The following is a 17,741-nucleotide window of genomic DNA, read 5'->3' on the forward strand; positions in this document are numbered from 1 at the left end:
AGCTTCCGCTTGAAAACTTGACAATTAAAATAAAGATATTATATTCTTAAATTCGATAACTTACAAAATGTAAGTAGAATATATTACATGTATTTTTTTCATAATTTGATATGTAATTTGGAGGATATATAATGACAAATGAAAACTTTTTTAATGTTTTATATGAACGCACATCTACACGTGCATTCAACCCAGAGAAAGAAATTTCATCTACAGAGTTACACGAGATTTTAAAGGGAGCTGCTCAAGCACCTTCCGCTTGGAATTTACAGCATTGGAAATTCCTTGTATTCCAAGGTGAAGATGTACAGAAACGATTACATCCAATTGCTTATAACCAACAACAAATTCTTGATGCTTCTGCTGTAGTCGCTATTTTAGGTGATTTAGAAGCTTATAAAAACGTTGAACCCGTTTATGGTCCAATTGTAGAACAAGGATTTATGAAAGAAGAAGCAAAAGAACGCTTAGCTAAAAATATTGAGTCTGCATATGCCCGTGAGCAATTCCCAAGAGATGCAGCCTTTTCAAATGCATCTTTAGCAGCAATGCAACTTATGCTTGCAGCTAAAGCAACTGGCTGGGATACTTGTGCGATTGGTGGTTTCAACCCACAAGCACTTACAGAAGAATTCAATGTTTCATCTCGCTACGTACCAATTATGCTTATTACAATTGGGGAATCAACTTTAAAAGGCCATCCTGCACCACGAATGAGCGTAGAACAAGTGAGTGAATGGGCAAAATAATAAAGCGAAACTTGAATCAGTGTGAGGGTCTTACTGCCCTTTCATACGAATAAAAAAGAAACGAAGGTAATTTCATTACCTTCGTTTCTTTTTTATTCTGTCACACATCCGTAATACTAAAATGTATGATTCGACATCCACACATAAAAAACAGTAAATTTCATGCTATTCACATACATATAAATGACGTTTCGTGTCGAATTTTGTTAAAGCATCGAAATATAACCGTGTGTTTTTGTTACAATTATGATACAATGATAACAAATAGATAACAAGAGAGGGATTTTCATTGAGTTCATACGGAAGCTTTATTGCACTTTTATGTTACATAGTAACTGTACTGCTTCTATATTTTATTGGCGATGCTGCAAATATTTCAGTTTTACAATTTCCAAAAGAAGAAGCATTCCAATTAGAATCAGAAAAACATACTGCACGATCCATTGTACCGCTACTGTTAGCTCTTCCTGTATATATCATCGTTTTATATAAAAGCAAAAAAGTGTAAAGGCTACCTATTTCATTCATTTCGGTGGTCTTTACACTTTTTTGTGATATCTATCCTATTTTAAACATCATTCCGTAATAAACACCCAGCTAGTCTTTTAAAATGAGAAATTCCCCTAGAAAAAATTCCACTCTCTGTCCAGTCACTCACTACCGAACTTACATAGATTATAAGTGTGAAGGGGGTGATGAGGATTATGTTTGGATCATTTGGATGCTGTGATAACTTTAGAGACTGTCATCATCATGAAAGAGAGTGCAGACATCATGAGAAAGAGAAAGAGAAAGAAGTAGTTAGACCACAACAACCAGCTGTATGTAACGTACTTGCTAGCATTTCAGTTGGAACAGAGCTTTCTCTATTAAGCGTTAAAGGTGTTGGATCTTTCAACAATGTAATTTTTGAAGGTTTCTGTAACGGTGTTGCTCTTTTCTCTGCTTTAGCTCGTAATAACAATGACAAAGATAACAAAGATAACAATAAAGACGATAAGCACAATCAAAACCGAAATACTTTTACTGGTATTTTACGTGTATGCCCAGCTGATATCGTTGCTATCGCTATCTAATTTTGTTCCTTATCTTCAAAAGTAAGAAAATAAGTTTTACTTTTCTCATAGAAAAAACCTGAGACCGATTTCAAATCGACTCAGGTTTTTTTATTGATTATATACTTTTAACTAGTTCAACAACTTCTTCAGCAGTTGACATCATTAATGCTTTTTCTGCTAATGTTTCCATTTCTGCTTTTGACAACTTGCTTAGTTGTGTTCTTGCAGGAAGAATAGATGTTGCACTCATACTGAACTCATCTAAACCTAATCCTAATAATAATGGGATCGCAAGTGAATCTCCCGCCATCTCACCACACATACCAGCCCATTTGCCTTCTTTATGAGCAGCATCGATAACCATTTTTACAAGACGTAAAATAGATGGGTTATATGGTTGGTATAAGTAAGATACTTGTTCGTTCATACGGTCTGCAGCCATTGTGTATTGAATTAAGTCGTTTGTTCCGATAGAGAAGAAATCAACTTCTTTTGCAAATTGATCTGCTAATACTGCTGAAGCTGGGATTTCAACCATCATACCAACTTCAATAGAATCAGAAACAGTTGTACCCGCTTCTACAAGTTTTGCTTTCTCTTCTAATAAGATCGCTTTCGCTTGACGGAACTCATCAAGAGTTGCAATCATTGGGAACATAATTTTTAAGTTACCGTATACGCTAGCACGAAGTAATGCACGAAGTTGTGTACGGAACACATCTTGCTCATCAAGACATAAGCGAATTGCACGGTATCCTAAGAATGGGTTCATTTCTTTTGGTAAATGTAAGTATGGAAGCTCTTTATCTCCACCGATGTCAAGTGTACGAACAACAACAGGTTGACCTTCTTTTACACCTTCAAGAACTGCTTTATACGCTTCGAACTGCTCTTCTTCTGTTGGAAGATTGTCACGGCCCATGTATAAGAATTCTGTACGGTATAAACCAACGCCTTCTCCGCCATTATCGATAATACCTTGTACATCATTTGGTGTTCCGATATTTGCAACAAGCTCAACGTGATGTCCATCACTTGTTACAGTAGCTTGATCTTTTAATTTTGCCCATTCAGCTTTTTGCTCTTCAAATTTCGCTTTCTTTTCTTCAAACGAGCGAAGAGTTTCTTCTGATGGATTAACAATTACTTCTCCATCTAAACCATCGATGATTACGATATCGCCGTTTTGGATTTTCTCCATAACAACTTTCGTACCAACAACAGCTGGAATTTCCATAGAGCGAGCCATAATTGCAGAGTGAGATGTACGTCCACCGATATCAGTTGTAAAACCTTTTGCATACTTACGGTTTAACTGAGCTGTATCAGATGGTGTTAAATCTTCAGCAATAATGATTACTTCTTCAGAAATTGTACCAGGATTTGAGAAGTTAATGCCTAGTAAATGTGCAAGAACACGTTTTGTTACGTCACGAATGTCCGCAGCACGTTCTTTCATATATTCGTTATCCATGTTTTCAAACATAGAAATAAACATTGATGCAACTTCATCCATTGCAAATTCAGCATTTACTTTTTCACTATTTACTTTATCTTTTACTGGGTTTACTAGTTCTGGATCATTTAACACTAATAAATGTGCTTCAAAGATCGCAGCTTTGTCAGCACCTAGCTCAGCAAAAGCGTGGTCTTTAATAGCTTCTAATTCAGTTTTTGCTTTCTCAAGCGCAGCTTCTAAGCGTGCAATTTCTGCAGCTTCGTTTGTAATTGATTTCTTTTCGATGTTAAATTCAGGATTTTCAAGTCTGAAAGCCTTTGCAATAGCAATCCCACTTGATGCAGCGATCCCTTGAATGTTAAGAGTCATTATTCTCCTAATCCTTCGTTTTTCATAGTTTCTTCGATAGCTGCTAGTGCTTGAGCTGCATCATCACCATTTGCAGTGATTTTAATTTCCGCGCCTTGTTGAATACCTAAAGACATAACGCCCATGATTGATTTTAAGTTAACGTTCTTTCCGTTATACTCTAAGTTAATGTCAGAACCAAATTTGCTTGCAGTGTTTACAAGTAGAGTTGCTGGACGAGCATGAATTCCTGAGTCGCTAGTTACTTTAAAGATTTTTTCCATGATAATTTATCTCCTTTAAATTACAGTATTTTTTTAGTTGTATAGACGTGAGTACTACATCATCTATTGTATATAATAGGCGATGTTCGGTCAACCACATCACCTATTATAATTATAAACATTTTGCGTCAAATTCCTACTGAATGTCAATAATAGCGTTTTCGCCCTTCTTAACATTTCCATCTTTTTTCAATTCGACTTGCTGCCCTTGCTGTAAATTCGTAAATACAATTGGTGTAATGATAGATGGTGCATTTTCTTTTACAAATGCAAGATCTACTTTTAATAATGGTTGTCCTTGTTTCACTTTGTCACCTTGCGCTACAAGTGCTTCAAAACCTTCACCATTTAATTTTACAGTATCAATACCAAAGTGGATTAAAATTTCTTTTCCACCTTCAGATTGAATACCAATTGCATGCTTTGTAGGGAATACGTTGACAATTTCACCATTAACTGGAGAAACTACTGTTCCTTCTGTTGGCTCAATTGCAAATCCATCTCCCATCATTTTTCCTGAGAATACTTGATCCGGCACTTCTGTAATAGGTAGGATTTTCCCTTCAATTGGTGAAACGATTGTTTCGTTTTCATCAACTTTTTGAGGAGCTTCTTCTACTTTTACAGGCTCTGCTTTTTCAACATGAGGTGTACGACCTGACATAATATCATGAATTTGTGATTTTAATGTGTCAGATTTCGGTCCAAAAATAGCTTGAATGTTATTTCCAACTTCAAGTACACCAGCTGCTCCAAGTTCTTTCAAGCGATCTTTATTTACATTCTTTTGTTCGTTAACTTGAACACGTAAACGAGTAATACAAGCGTCTAAAGAAGCAATGTTTTCTTTACCACCAAGTGCTACTAATACTTCACGAGGAAGTTCACCAGCTTCTGCTTTTCCTGTACCTTCATTCCCATTTGCAACTTCACGGCCAGGTGTTTTTAAATCCCATTTACGGATTGCAAATCGGAATCCGAAGTAGTAAATAACCGCTAGTACAAGACCAACAATAATTACCCACCACCATGCCGTACGGCCTGGTAGCACACCGAATAATAGGAAGTCGATTAAACCACCAGAGAATGTCATACCAATTTTAACACCTAAAATTTGCATTGTCATAAATGATAGACCAGCGAATACAGCGTGAATTCCGAATAATACTGGTGCTACGAATAAGAATGAAAATTCAAGTGGCTCTGTAATACCTGTTAAGAAAGATGTTAATGCAGCAGAACCTAAAATACCAGCTGCTAATTTTTTATTTTCTGGACGTGCTTCATGGTACATTGCTAAAGCTGCCGCTGGAAGACCGAACATCATGAACGGATACTTACCAGTTGTAAATGTACCTGCTGTTAATTCTACACCGTCTTTTAACTGTGCCATAAAGATTTTTTGGTCACCACGAATTAATTCGCCAGCCGCATTTGTATACTGACCGAATTCGAACCAGAACGGTGAATAGAAAATGTGATGTAATCCAAATGGAATTAGTGAACGTTCAATTAAACCGAAAATAAATGCTGCTAACGTTCTATTTGCATCAATCATTTGATGTGAGAACGTGTTTAAGCCACCTTGAATGTATGGCCAAACGAAGCACATGATAATACCTACTATTAAAGAGAATGTTGCAGTTGCGATCGGTACGAAACGCTTACCTGCAAAGAAACCTAAGTATGATGGTAATTCAATGTTGAAGTATTTATTATAGCAATATGCCGCTACTATCCCGACGATAATACCACCAAACACTCCAGTTTGTAGCGTTGGAATTCCTAATACGTTTGCATACGCTGGATCTGCAAATCCAACTTTTACTGGGTCTGCTCCAGAACTTGTTACTTTCACTAGCTTATCTACTTCTAAGAACACACTCATCGTTTTGTTCATAATTAAGTAGCCAACGAATGCTGCTAAACCAGCTACTCCGTCTCCACCAGCTAAGCCAATTGCTACCCCAACTGCGAATAGTAATGCAAGGTTAGCGAAAATAATATCACCAGATTGTTCCATAATTTTTGCTACCATTACGAACCAATCTGCTTTTAAAGCAGGAATAACATTTGTTAACTGTGGATTTTGAAATGCATTACCAAATCCAAGTAAAATACCTGCTGCCGGTAAAATCGCTACTGGAAGCATAAGCGCTTTTCCGACTTTTTGAAGAACACCAAAGATCTTCTTAAACATGGAAACCCTTCCTCTCTTATCTATATTGATACCTTCCGACAAACGCCAAAAAGGCATGAGGAAAAAAAGATAGAACGATAGCTATACAAAGGGTAGTATATCCCTTTCTCTAGCTTACATTCCTTACTTTTCTCCACTCATGCCTGATCGAATCAGTAACACGTGTCAAAAATAGGTTTACGTATAAGTTCACTATAATTAAGGCAAACGTTTTCGTTTTATACCTTAATGTGTTTGTCGAAATTTGTATAACTTTGCAATAGTTATTATACATAACTATTGTAAGCGATTCAATGATTTTTTTTAACGTTTTCATTTTCGACAAAAATATATGTCATTTTACACATGCTCTGCCTTCACTAAGCGCTGCAGGTGCATCGTTAAATATATACTCTCTGCTTCATAAACAGGAAGTTGCAATTCTTTTTGCATAACCTTAACTAGCTTCCAAGCTAAATTATAACAGACAGGATATTCCGCCTTTAATAAATCAGCAAAACTTTGCGATTCCTCTACTTTTTCTCCTTTTTTCACCCTCTCAATAGCATATTGAAGATGACGAATAAGGCGTAAATAGTGAATACTTTCTTGGTCTAATGTAATTTGTAAGTTCGTCTCAATTAAAGATACAAGCTGTGCGATGAGACGGGAGTTTTGATTAACTGAAGATAAATCTGAATTTGTAAGTGAACTGTAAATATGCAGTGCAATAAACCCGATTTCTCCTTCTGGCAATGTAATTTGCAAACGAGAATTTAAAAGGTTTACAACACCTTCAGCAATTTTATATTCCTCTGGATAGAGCATTTTCGTTTCAACTAAAAAAGGATTATCAATTGTAAACCCTTGTTTTAAACGCTTAATTGCAAAAGAAATATGATCTGTTAAAGCGATATGAATATGTTCATTCAATGGGGATTTTGCTTTTTCTTGAATATAGAACATAATATCATTCATTAATTCAATTAATTTTTCACTCACATGTGGAACTAGCAGTTTGTATTGTTCACGATCACGTTCATTTTTTAGAACAAACATTTTTTCAATTTGTTCTTGCTCCAATACATCTTTCGCTTTTTTCCCAAATCCAATTCCTTTACCAATCACTACTACTTCCTCATGTTCAGGATGGCTAGCAATGATGACATTATTATTTAAAACTTTTTTAATTTCTAGATAATTACTCATATAACACCACCCTCGTACTTAAATAGCCTGCTTTTATGTTACAGAATATTCTTCTTTGTCGTCAATGTAAAACATCTACCATTTCATAAAAATTCATTTTTTAGACATGTTTATATATGATGCGTATAATGTAAGAGCAACTGTACATAGAAAGGAGATAACAACATGATTAAAATGTTTGTAAGTGATATCGACGGTACAATGATGCAACACGGAGGTTTAATTGACGAACAGGATATTGTAGCACTTCGTAGTCTTGCTGAACAAAATGTGATTCTTTGTTTCGCTTCTGGCCGACTTGATAATGAAATTGCAGACTTAATGAAAGCTGTAAATACAAATTTCCACCGCATTAGTGTTAATGGTGTTTTTGTATATACAAATGAAAATAAGCAGCTATTATCTGCAACTTTTGATTCCAGCATTCTTCCTGAATTGTTACACATGACGAATGAAGATCCTTATTTCCGTTATGTTAGTGATGAACATAATTACTACATTGAAGAAAAAACACCGTTTATTCACGAACTTGAGCAACAAGTAACGATGACTTCTGTCGAAGAACCAAATTTATTACAGAAAATAGATGATACAATTTTCCCGAATAAAATTTCTGTCGGTGGCACAAAGGAGAGCTTACAACTCCTTCAGAAAAAAATTGATGAAAAATTTCATGGAAAAGTTAGTACGTTCATTTCAGCAGAACAATGCTTAGATGTAATGCCACCTAATATTAGTAAAGGTTCTGCTATTTCTGTTTTATTAAAAGAGTTTCAATTACAACCAGAGGAAGTTGCTTGCATAGGGGATTCTTATAATGATATTCCAATGTTTGCTCTAACTCCTCACAGTTTTGCTATGGCTCAAGCAGATGACGCAGTAAAAGAACACGCTCACTATGTAGTAAATACAGTTAAAGAAGCTGTTAACCACGTAATTGCTCATAATAAAAATACGACTCACTCCTTGTAAGGATGAGTCGTATTTTTTCTTTACATGTTAAACAATTTGACATTTACTGTACTTCACAAACTGAAATATATTATTTGTTACGTGCGATGTTTGTAATAAACTTATAACGATCTCCACGATAAATACATTTCACATACTCTAACGGTACTTCACCTTCTGAATATGACCATTGACGCATGACAAGCACTGGCGCCTTTTTAGGAATATGCAGATGTTCCGCTTCATTATCCGTTGCAATTGAAGCTTCAATTGATTGAGTAGCGCTAACAAGTTTGAAGCCCAGTTTTTTCTCTAAATGTTCATATAAAGATTGTTGCAATATTTCTTCGTTAATATCTTTTACAAGAGCTGGCGACAAATATGTCGTCTCAAAAGCAATCGGTTCATCGTCAGCTAAGCGAATACGCCTCACTTCATAAACCGACTCTCCCTCCTGTATTCTCAGCCGGTCTGCTATTTTCACAGTAGCTGGAACTAGGCGGAAACTTAATAATTGACTACTTGGGTTCATCCCACGAGAAATCATATCTTCCGTGAATCCTGTCATTCCTTGCAGTTTTTGTTCCACTTTCGGAAGTTGGACAAACGTACCGATTCCACGTTTCCGATATAAATAACCTTGTTCCACTAAATTATTAATCGCCTGTCTGATTGTCATACGACTCACTTCGAACTTATCGCAAAGTTCATTCTCAGATGGGATTTTATCTCCCGGCTTCCATTCGCCGTCCTCAATTAGCTGTTTCACCCACTCTTGAATCTGATAATAGATCGGAAATGGTGAATACTTGTCGATGTTCATCAGCAATCGCCTCACTGCATAAAGATAGAGCTTCTTGATCAGCGATTACGGTTACATTCGGATGACGTTGTAAAACTGTAGCAGGACACGCTTCACTATATGCACCTTGCAATAATTCTTTAACAGCTTCTGCCTTTTTAGAACCCATAGCAACAAGTAGAATTTGTTTCGCTTTCATAATGCTTCCAATTCCCATTGTAATTGCATGAGTTGGCACATCTTCTTCTTTTTCGAAGAAGCGAAGGTTTGCTTGGCGTGTAGATTCTGTTAATTCAACAATGTTTGTTGGAGAATTAAACGGTGTTCCTGGTTCGTTAAATCCGATGTGACCGTTTTCACCGATTCCAAGAATCTGTAGGTCAACTGGGTTAGCAGCTAGAATGCCCTCGTAACGTTTGCACTCTTCCTCTAAATCACTTGCCATCCCGTTTGGTACATAAGTTTGTTTAAATGGAAGATGATCAAACAACTGTTCTTGCATGAAATAGTGATAGCTGTTTTTATCTTCATGTGGTAAATTTACGTACTCATCTAAGTTTACAGTGGTTACACGGCTTGTATCAAGTTTATTTTTTCGCATTTCTGCATAAATACCTAATGGAGAGCTTCCTGTAGCCATTCCTAATGTTGGATTTTCTTTTGTTTTTACAACTTCTTCAATTAATTTATAACCTGCTTCTGCTAGTTCTTCTGGAGTTTTTACAACAAGAATATTCATTTCATTACTTCCCTTCCTTCATATGAATTCCTAAACGAACCGTATCATATACATGTAAATCTTCATTCATCACAACAAAGTCTGCATCTTTTCCTACCGCTAATGCACCTTTATTATTTAATCCAAACTCTTCTGCTTGGTTCACTGATGTCATTAGTACTGCATCTTCGATTGAACAACCTGTAAATTCAATTACATTTCGGAAAGCTTGATCCATTTTTAGAATACTACCAGCTAACGTTCCATCTTCTAATCGAGCACTACCATCTTTTACATGTACTGGCTGTCCGCCAAGCTCATATAATCCATCTTCAAGACCTTTTGCACGCATTGCGTCAGTAATAACACTTACTTTTTTCGGTCCTTTTAATTTATATGCTAATTTCACCATATCTGGGTGAATGTGAATACCATCTGTAATTACTTCAACCATTACATCTGGATTTAATAACACATGACCAACAACTCCTGGTTCACGGTGATGTAATCCACGCATTTGATTGTATAAATGCGTTGCATGTGTAATGTTTCTATTTTTTAGTTGCGCATCAATTGCATCTGTATGCCCCATTGTGCCGACAACACCAGTTTCAGCAAGATACTGCTCAAACTCTAACGCTCCTTCTTCTTCAGGTGCGTATGTTACTAATTTAATTAAATTTCCGCTTGCTTCCTGCCATTGTTTAAATTGTTCAATATTCGCAGGAACAATATGTTCAAGTGGTTGTGCACCTGCACGTTTTTTTGAAACATACGGTCCTTCTAAGTGAATATATTCGAAATGCGCTCCTTTTTCTTTCGCTTCCTTCGCAGCATGTAGTGCTGCTTCAATTGCTTCTGGAGCTTGTGTCATTGTTGTTGGGAAGTAAGTTGTAACTCCTTCTTTTAACATTTCTTTCCCTAGAGTTACTAACCCATCGCTATTTGCATCCATCGCATCAATATCGTATCCACCATGAATATGAACATCAATCATACCTGGAATCACAATTTTCCCTGCCGCATCTAAAACAGTTTCATTTTCTTGTGATACATATTGAGCCATCAAACCAATTTCTTTAATTGTTTCTGCGTAACGAATAAATCCGTTTTCTACTACTTCTTGACCTGTATAAATTTTGGCATTGATGACAACTTGCGTTTTCATTTTCATCGATCCTTTCCCATGAAATACCTACTTGTTATTATTACCTTATTCGCCTAATTCCATCTTAATATATGCACGAGTAGTTGTCTATACATTCTAATGAAATTTCCTCTTTGCTTAACAAAAAGGAAGCTTAGTACGTCTCTCGCAATTATAATATATGTTATTCATTTTTTCCAAAAAGGAACTATATCATCTAACGTATGAATCACTTAAGTAATGGCATTAATCCGCTAGACCCTATTGTAATATGTTCGCCGTCTGTTTCCATTTCTACCGTACGTCTATTTGTTCCATACATCATTATACCACGCCGTTTTAATCGTCTCACTACACTTTGATGCGGATGCCCATACGGATTTTTGCTACCATAAGAAAGAATCGCGAACTGTGGTTCTACCTTCTTTATAAACCTTTCACTTGTTGAAGTATATGAGCCATGATGTCCCACCTTTAGCACATCTGCATGTACATCAAATTGCTTTAATATTTCAGTTTCCGTCCGCACATCAGCATCACCCATTAGTAAAAAATCTGCCTTACCATACCGAACCTTTAATACAATTGAAGATTCATTATTTTCATCTTTGGACTTCCCATTGTTTAATACTTGTATGGAAACATGCGGATCTAGCGGTATGTATTGGCCCTCTTTTACTGAAATGAAAGGGATTCCCCTTTTCTTTATATGATTTCGATACGTATGATAAGTAAGAGAACTATATGTTTTTCCACTATCTAATATAAGTGATACCGGCATTTGCTCTACAATCGGAATGAGCCCTCCAATATGATCCATATCAGGATGAGTACTGACGATAGCATCTAAATGGTTAATTCCTTTTTCAATTAGCTTTTGGATGATAACCTCACCAGCTTCATAAGGTCCTCCATCAATTAACATCGTTTGTCCATTTGGCAATATAATAAGTGTTGCATCACCTTGCCCAACTTTTAAGAAACTCACTTTCATTTTACCAAAATGTTGCCGCTGCATATGTAAAGGAGACGCGGTATGAATAGACATCATATACCTTTTTGCCGATGCACTATTTAAAGAAAAGCATAACAAAACAGAAACTAATAATAAAATACTTCGTATACCTCTCATAACTCGTCTCCTTTTTTCAATTAGTATGGCACGGTATATAATTGATATACAAAAAAAAGCTTAGCAAAATGCTAAGCTTTTATTTCGATATCTCTTGTAAAGAACCAAAGAATAAATCCGCTTCATTCATTTGTTCGTTTTCTTCAGAAAGCGGAGGTAAATCATCTAATGTTTTTAATCCAAATGTGTCTAAAAATTCTTTCGTCGTTCCATATAAAATCGGACGCCCAGGTCCTTCTGCTCTTCCCATTTCTTTTATAAGTAAGTGTGATACTAACGTTTGTAACGCCTTATCAGTTTTTACTCCTCTAATCTCTTCCATTTCTGTTCTTGTAATGGGTTGACGATATGCAACAATTGCTAACGTTTCTAGCGCAGCCTGAGAGAGTGAAGCAGCTGTTGGGATATCTATTAGTTTTTGATAGTACGACGCATGTTCTTTCTTTGTAGCAAAACGATATACTTTTGCATACTGTACAATTTGCAAACCTCGGTGTGCACCTTCACATTCTTTTTGCATTTCTTCTAAAATATCGATTACTTCGTTTCCTTCAATTTCAAGGACTTTTGCTATTTGTTCAGGAGAAATCCCTTCATCACCAGAAACAAATAAAAGCCCTTCAATGATTGATTTCTGTTCTGTTCTATCCATCTTACGAGCTCCTTCCTCCTATTTTCTCCATAAAAATACACATCAAAAAACCGAATCACAATCAATGCGTTCGGTTCAATATTTTTTCTCTTGTTCCAAACGATACATTCAAACCTAGCATGAGATATACTATTTCTATCCCATTTTCCATACTAACTCTATGCAGATTTAGTATAGCTTGATACGAAAATTTCATCAAAATTATGTTCTTGTTCAATTACGATTTGTTGATTTTTCATAAGCTCAAGAACCGCTAAAAATGTTACAACCATTATTTCCCGTTCATCATCAACAAACAAATCATAAAAACTTTGACGACCACCTTGTATTTCTAACAGCTTTAAAATATCCGTCATACGCTGTTCAATTGGTATTTCTTGACGAGTAATACGTGTTGTCACAGGTTTCTTTGCTTTTTTACGGCGCATTAATTTTTGAAATGCCGCTAGCATATCATATAACGTAACATCAAGAGGCAAGCTTGTCTCCTCTTCTTGTTGCAACGATGTAAAATCAATTGGCGGACGTGTATATAGCTGTGCTCTTTCTTGTTCTCTTTCTTTTAGTTCAGTAGCAACTTGCTTATATTTCTTATATTCAATTAACCTCTCCATCAATTCTTGACGAGGATCATCTATAAAGTCATCACCGTTATCAAGTACATCTTCTTCATGTTTCGGCAACAACATTTTACTTTTAATTTGTAATAACGTTGCAGCCATTACTAAATACTCACTTGCAACATCTAATTGTAGTTCTTTCATCGTATGAACATAAGATAAATATTGCTCTGTAATTTCCGCTACAGGAATATTATATATATCAATTTCATAACGATGTATTAAATGTAACAATAAATCTAAAGGCCCTTCAAAAGCCTCTACTTTAAAATTATACTGCACAAAGCATCCCACCACATTTTTTCTATAACAACATAAGTATAGAGCATACTCATGTTCTATCCAACCTTTTTAAGAAATTTAATTAAAAATAGACCTATGCCTATGGCATCATGCCCACCACTTCATATGATAACAGTGTAGTAAGAACAATGTAGGAGGTCAAAAAACTATGGGTCACGTTGATTGTGGTTTTAGCGGTGGGTTCGCATTACTTGTTGTATTGTTTATTTTACTCATTATTGTAGGGGCAGCTTGCTTCTGCTAATATGAACAATAACGACTAGGGAGAAATTCCCTAGTCGTTTATTGTTCATATTTCTATGATAAACTTATACTTATAACCGTTAGATAGGGGCGAAGAAAATGTATCCTACGGAATACATACAGTTTTTAATTCATTTTCACGGAGATTATGATTATTTTGAATGCCACGAAATACTGGAAGAATATTGGAAAACAAAACCGAGAGGAAACCGGGATCATTATTTAGTCGGCCTCATTCAAATTGCAGTTTCTTTATACCATCACAGACGCTCTAACTGGAATGGCGCAGAGAAGATGATGAAAAGCGCCATAACGATTTTAGAAAAAAACAGTGCACATTTACTTCGTTTAGGAATAAATGAGGCACAACTTCTGTTCTTACTCAAATATAAATTGCAATCTATCCAGAAAAAAGAAAGTTTTACACCGTTATTTTTACCATTGTCGGATACAACATTAGAAAAGTACTGCATAGAATTATGTCAGAAACAAAACCTTCCTTGGAAAGACGTGAATGCTACTTCTAATGAATTTATAATACATAAGCATACATTACGTGATCGAACAGAAGTCATCGCTGAACGAAACGAACAATTACAAAAAAGAAAGCAGAGATAATAAACTACTTATCTCTGCTTTCACGAATGTATATTTTGTTCAAGCCCTTTACACTTTTTGCAAAAACTTGCTGTTTGCTCATTTCCGCAAATTGTAAATTCAAGAAATTTACTCTTTAACTCTTGAACCATCTTCGTCCCAATACCCATATGACGGTGAGATGGATTCACACTCAAATGCTGAATTTCCAAAACTTGATTCTCTTTTTTTACAATCCCCATTATCCCAACAAAATCTTCGTTTTGTTTCCACAAATACAATTGCCAATCATCCTTTGCTTCATAATCTTTCATAGTCAATTGTAATGTTTTCACATCTTTTTCAGTTGGCATAAATGAAAGAAGCCCCATTGCAATCTTTTCATAACTTTTTTTAAAACGAATTAACATAACCCTTATCCCTTCTTACAAAAGTTACAAACTATTAAATCCCCTCAATCACTCTTTTCATATCACATTCATTTTACAATATTTTCAACAGAGTGAGAAGAGCTTAAAACAACTTGATAATCATACAAAGCGAAAAGAAGAAAGTCAAATATACGTTTCATTACTATTTTTGTTAAGTAGATAAAAGAAGAAACACTGTTATATGAAAGTGAAAAAAACATCCACCGCTCATTATCACTTCACTATTCATCACCTTAGAGCAGATGAATTCTAGCAAAATGAATGTAATAAACAACTTTTATTGAAATGTGTAATCTAATGTATTCTATGTAATTTGTTAATATTTTGTTCTCATAAGCGACTTATTTTCACTACAATCACATTACTACTTGTATCATGTACCGTAAACGAAATACCCATTCCTATTAAAAAAAGAGAGCAATAGCTCTCTTTTCTCATTCACTTATTCTTCCCAAACTTTAACTTCTTTCATTACATCACCTTGACGCATGTTTAATACTGTTTCAATACCGCTTGTTACTTTACCGAATACAGTATGTACACCATCTAAGTGTGGCTGTGGCTCATGAACGATAAAGAATTGGCTACCGCCTGTGTTACGGCCAGCATGAGCCATAGAAAGTGATCCTACAAGGTGTCTATGAGGATTTCCATCAGTTTCACATGGGATAGAGTAACCTGGGCCACCCGCACCTGTTCCTGTTGGGTCTCCACCTTGGCTTACGAAGCCAGGAATAACGCGGTGGAATGTCACACCATCATAAAATCCTTGCTCTGCTAGTTTTTTAAAGTTTTCTACTGTTTTTGGTGCCTCTTCTGGGAAAAATTCCAAATCGATTTTTTCACCATTTTCCATTACTATGTATCCTAAAGTTTTCATACGTATATGTCTCCTTTCAACTATCTCAGCACTATATTACCACATTCATGACTAGAAACAAAAAGAATCCGACAATCTACATACTTCTTTTTTGAAATGTGGAAAAAGCTAGGTGACAAATAAGAAATATATACTATAATAACTGTGTTGCCCGAAAATTTTAGAAAGAGAAAGGGAGCGATTTTTCGTGAAAACGAAATTACTAGCTCTGCTATTAGCTGTAGCAGTATTTATTATGCCAACAGCTTCGTTTGCAGACATCATCGAAGGAGAATCAATTGTTACACTAGGAGAAAACTTGTCTGAACAACAAAAACAAGATCTGTTAAAAGAAATGAAAGCACCAAAAGATGCTACAATTATTACTGTGTCTAATGCGGAAGAACATAAATTTCTAGAAGGGATTGTTCCAAAAGCGCAAATTGGTACGAGAGCAATTTCCTCTTCTATGATCACATACACAAAGCCAGGTTCTGGTCTCATTGTACGTTCAAAAAACATTAATTCAATAACAGATGCAATGTACACAAACGCACTTATTACAGCAGGTGTGAAAGATGCAGAAATTCAAATTACTGCACCATTTAAAGTTTCTGGAACTGCTGCTTTAACTGGTTTAATGAAAGCCTATGAGACAACATCAAACAAAGCAATTCCTGAGGAAGTAAAAAAAGTAGCCAATGAAGAAATGGTGCAAACATCCCAGCTCGGCGATAAAATTGGTGAAGAAAAAGCAGTTCAACTTGTTGCGAAAATTAAAGAAGAAATTGCGAAAGAGCAGCCAAAAACGACTGAAGATTTACGTTCATTAATTAAAAAAATTGCGGATCAACTTGGTATTACATTAACGGATGAACAGTTAGATAACTTAGTTGCTCTATTTGATAAAATGAAAAATCTTAACATTGATTGGAATCAAGTTGGCAGTCAGTTAAATAAAGCAAAAGAACACGTTTCTGCCTTTTTAGGATCTGAAGAAGGGCAAAGTTTCCTAGATAAAGTGAAAGATTTCTTCTCAAGTATCATTGATTTTGTTAAATCGTTATTCAAGTAAAAAGAAGCTCGCTAGTAGCGAGCTTCTTTTTTATACAAGTAACGGCAATTTCATAATAGCTTCTTCAACCGAACGAACAATATGATTCGCTTTCTCCTTCACATATGGATGAGCATGGTGCAGAGTAAATGAATGCGGGGTTACTTCAAACATAGAAATATCATTGAAAGAATCTCCAATGCATGCAACTTCATTTGCTTCAATTTGCAAATGTTCCATTAGTCGTCTTAAAGCACTCCCTTTACTTACTCCCCTTGGCATAATGTCAACATAGCGTTTACCAGACATAAAAACTTCCGCTTCATTCTGAAATGTATCTCGTAATTCTTGATCTAATGCTTCAATTGTCTCTTCTTCCCCAAAAACAAACAATTTCGCAGGATGTACAGTTTTACCAAATTCCTCTTCTAACGCTTCAATTTCAGCGATATGCACGCCCATATACGCTTCAAAATTATGGTGATGTTCATTCTTCCTTTTTGTATATCGCTGCTCATTTGCACAAACAATATCCGCTAGTCCTTTTTTATGTATATATCGATATATTTCCTGGGCAACCGTATTTTCAAAACTCGATTCATAAAACAAATTCCCATCCGGAAGTAACATTGTCGCTCCATTTAAGCCAGTTGTGTAATATGGGAATTCAAACCTATTTACGACTTCATCAATTCGATGAGTAAAGCGGCCTGAGGCAAAACAAATATTTGTCCCTTTTTCAGCTAACCAACAAATTGCACGTTCATCTTCTTTTTGCATATGATTTACATCGTAAACGAGCGTGTCGTCTAAATCACTTACAAATAATTTAATCATGTCCTCTTCCCCTTCCATACACAATATCTACTCTAAGTGTACACAAAAAATGTTTGATTTTTGTTAAAAAACAATAAATTTTTGCTAAAAAAATAAACGGGTGTATAAT

General features: G+C 35.5%; 20 protein-coding genes and 1 pseudogene. 7 read left to right on the top strand and 14 right to left on the bottom strand.

Annotated elements, in window-relative coordinates; all coding sequences use genetic code 11:
* The first annotated feature begins 131 nt into the window (after nucleotides 1-131).
* The 3 genes from NST14_RS20185 (at nucleotide 132) to NST14_RS20195 (ending at nucleotide 1,825) form a co-directional block, all read left to right on the top strand.
* Nucleotides 132-749, top strand: coding sequence for a nitroreductase family protein (locus NST14_RS20185; RefSeq protein WP_000180604.1), 618 nt, complete (start codon nucleotides 132-134; stop codon nucleotides 747-749).
* 289 nt (nucleotides 750-1,038) lie between these two features.
* On the top strand, nucleotides 1,039-1,257 hold the full coding sequence (locus NST14_RS20190; protein ID WP_000100487.1) for a hypothetical protein: 219 nt from the start codon (nucleotides 1,039-1,041) through the stop codon (nucleotides 1,255-1,257).
* A 196-nt stretch (nucleotides 1,258-1,453) separates the two neighbouring features.
* Nucleotides 1,454-1,825, top strand: a complete 372-nt coding sequence (locus tag NST14_RS20195) for a DUF3915 family protein (protein ID WP_000468014.1) — start codon at nucleotides 1,454-1,456, stop codon at nucleotides 1,823-1,825.
* A gap of 97 nt (nucleotides 1,826-1,922) precedes the next feature.
* On the opposite strand, the gene ptsP is transcribed toward NST14_RS20195, so the two are convergent.
* The 4 genes from ptsP to glcT all read right to left on the bottom strand — a co-directional run bounded on the left by ptsP (nucleotide 1,923) and on the right by glcT (nucleotide 7,286).
* Nucleotides 1,923-3,635 (bottom strand): phosphoenolpyruvate--protein phosphotransferase, encoded by a 1,713-nt coding sequence (gene ptsP, locus NST14_RS20200; RefSeq protein ID WP_000174221.1) that lies wholly within the window; start codon nucleotides 3,633-3,635, stop codon nucleotides 1,923-1,925.
* On the bottom strand, nucleotides 3,635-3,898 hold the full coding sequence (ptsH, locus tag NST14_RS20205; RefSeq protein WP_000411079.1) for a phosphocarrier protein HPr: 264 nt from the start codon (nucleotides 3,896-3,898) through the stop codon (nucleotides 3,635-3,637). Before ptsH ends, ptsP begins: the two co-directional genes overlap by 1 nt.
* A 136-nt stretch (nucleotides 3,899-4,034) precedes the next feature.
* Complete coding sequence (gene ptsG / locus NST14_RS20210; RefSeq protein ID WP_048557607.1) at nucleotides 4,035-6,098, bottom strand: PTS glucose transporter subunit IIABC; 2,064 nt, start codon at nucleotides 6,096-6,098, stop codon at nucleotides 4,035-4,037.
* Between the two features lie 339 nt (nucleotides 6,099-6,437).
* Complete coding sequence (glcT, locus tag NST14_RS20215) at nucleotides 6,438-7,286, bottom strand: glucose PTS transporter transcription antiterminator GlcT (RefSeq protein ID WP_000073863.1); 849 nt, start codon at nucleotides 7,284-7,286, stop codon at nucleotides 6,438-6,440.
* A 165-nt stretch (nucleotides 7,287-7,451) separates the two neighbouring features.
* On the opposite strand from glcT, the gene NST14_RS20220 reads away from it, so the two are divergent.
* Nucleotides 7,452-8,258 carry a Cof-type HAD-IIB family hydrolase gene (locus NST14_RS20220; protein ID WP_000594236.1) on the top strand — a complete coding sequence of 269 codons (807 nt, stop codon included), beginning with the start codon at nucleotides 7,452-7,454 and terminating at the stop codon, nucleotides 8,256-8,258.
* A gap of 70 nt (nucleotides 8,259-8,328) precedes the next feature.
* Here the strand turns inward: NST14_RS20220 and NST14_RS20225 are convergent, their stop codons facing one another.
* From NST14_RS20225 to scpA, 6 genes are all read right to left on the bottom strand, one after another.
* Nucleotides 8,329-9,060 carry a GntR family transcriptional regulator gene (locus tag NST14_RS20225; RefSeq protein WP_012644586.1) on the bottom strand — a complete coding sequence of 244 codons (732 nt, stop codon included), beginning with the start codon at nucleotides 9,058-9,060 and terminating at the stop codon, nucleotides 8,329-8,331.
* A complete protein-coding gene (gene nagB, locus NST14_RS20230; RefSeq protein ID WP_001024206.1) occupies nucleotides 8,990-9,778 on the bottom strand; it encodes a glucosamine-6-phosphate deaminase in 789 nt (262 codons plus the stop codon). The genes NST14_RS20225 and nagB overlap by 71 nt, the downstream gene beginning before the upstream one ends.
* 4 nt (nucleotides 9,779-9,782) lie before the next feature.
* Complete coding sequence (nagA, locus tag NST14_RS20235; RefSeq protein WP_001983978.1) at nucleotides 9,783-10,925, bottom strand: N-acetylglucosamine-6-phosphate deacetylase; 1,143 nt, start codon at nucleotides 10,923-10,925, stop codon at nucleotides 9,783-9,785.
* A gap of 208 nt (nucleotides 10,926-11,133) precedes the next feature.
* Nucleotides 11,134-12,036 (bottom strand): ComEC/Rec2 family competence protein, encoded by a 903-nt coding sequence (locus NST14_RS20240; protein ID WP_001214090.1) that lies wholly within the window; start codon nucleotides 12,034-12,036, stop codon nucleotides 11,134-11,136.
* A gap of 79 nt (nucleotides 12,037-12,115) precedes the next feature.
* The gene (scpB, locus tag NST14_RS20245; RefSeq protein WP_000376222.1) at nucleotides 12,116-12,688 is read right to left on the bottom strand and encodes a segregation/condensation protein ScpB; all 573 of its coding nucleotides are present in this window, start codon (nucleotides 12,686-12,688) and stop codon (nucleotides 12,116-12,118) included.
* A gap of 158 nt (nucleotides 12,689-12,846) precedes the next feature.
* Nucleotides 12,847-13,590 (bottom strand): segregation/condensation protein A, encoded by a 744-nt coding sequence (scpA, locus tag NST14_RS20250; protein ID WP_001199760.1) that lies wholly within the window; start codon nucleotides 13,588-13,590, stop codon nucleotides 12,847-12,849.
* Between the two features lie 169 nt (nucleotides 13,591-13,759).
* Here scpA and NST14_RS20255 point away from each other — a divergent pair, with 169 nt between their 5' ends.
* Together NST14_RS20255 and NST14_RS20260 are read left to right on the top strand one after the other, a co-directional pair.
* Nucleotides 13,760-13,855, top strand: a complete 96-nt coding sequence (locus tag NST14_RS20255; RefSeq protein WP_000510194.1) for a YjcZ family sporulation protein — start codon at nucleotides 13,760-13,762, stop codon at nucleotides 13,853-13,855.
* A 98-nt stretch (nucleotides 13,856-13,953) separates the two neighbouring features.
* A complete protein-coding gene (locus NST14_RS20260) occupies nucleotides 13,954-14,472 on the top strand; it encodes a DUF309 domain-containing protein (protein WP_000283587.1) in 519 nt (172 codons plus the stop codon).
* Between the two features lie 20 nt (nucleotides 14,473-14,492).
* Here the strand turns inward: NST14_RS20260 and ribT are convergent, their stop codons facing one another.
* The 3 genes and pseudogenes from ribT to NST14_RS20275 all read right to left on the bottom strand — a co-directional run bounded on the left by ribT (nucleotide 14,493) and on the right by NST14_RS20275 (nucleotide 15,762).
* Nucleotides 14,493-14,861 (bottom strand): GNAT family N-acetyltransferase RibT, encoded by a 369-nt coding sequence (gene ribT / locus NST14_RS20265; RefSeq protein ID WP_000908397.1) that lies wholly within the window; start codon nucleotides 14,859-14,861, stop codon nucleotides 14,493-14,495.
* A 68-nt stretch (nucleotides 14,862-14,929) separates the two neighbouring features.
* Nucleotides 14,930-15,111: pseudogene (locus NST14_RS20270) on the bottom strand (hypothetical protein).
* A gap of 213 nt (nucleotides 15,112-15,324) precedes the next feature.
* Nucleotides 15,325-15,762 (bottom strand): peptidylprolyl isomerase, encoded by a 438-nt coding sequence (locus NST14_RS20275; protein WP_000853792.1) that lies wholly within the window; start codon nucleotides 15,760-15,762, stop codon nucleotides 15,325-15,327.
* A gap of 187 nt (nucleotides 15,763-15,949) precedes the next feature.
* Between NST14_RS20275 and NST14_RS20280 the strand changes: the two genes are divergently transcribed.
* A complete protein-coding gene (locus tag NST14_RS20280; protein ID WP_000850502.1) occupies nucleotides 15,950-16,816 on the top strand; it encodes a DUF1002 domain-containing protein in 867 nt (288 codons plus the stop codon).
* A gap of 30 nt (nucleotides 16,817-16,846) precedes the next feature.
* Here NST14_RS20280 and NST14_RS20285 read toward each other — a convergent pair whose 3' ends face one another.
* The gene (locus NST14_RS20285) at nucleotides 16,847-17,650 is read right to left on the bottom strand and encodes a Cof-type HAD-IIB family hydrolase (protein ID WP_001998169.1); all 804 of its coding nucleotides are present in this window, start codon (nucleotides 17,648-17,650) and stop codon (nucleotides 16,847-16,849) included.
* Nucleotides 17,651-17,741: the final 91 nt, after the last annotated feature.

It is taken from the genome of Bacillus sp. FSL W8-0519 (assembly GCF_038005585.1).
GTDB lineage: Bacteria > Bacillota > Bacilli > Bacillales > Bacillaceae_G > Bacillus_A > Bacillus_A paranthracis.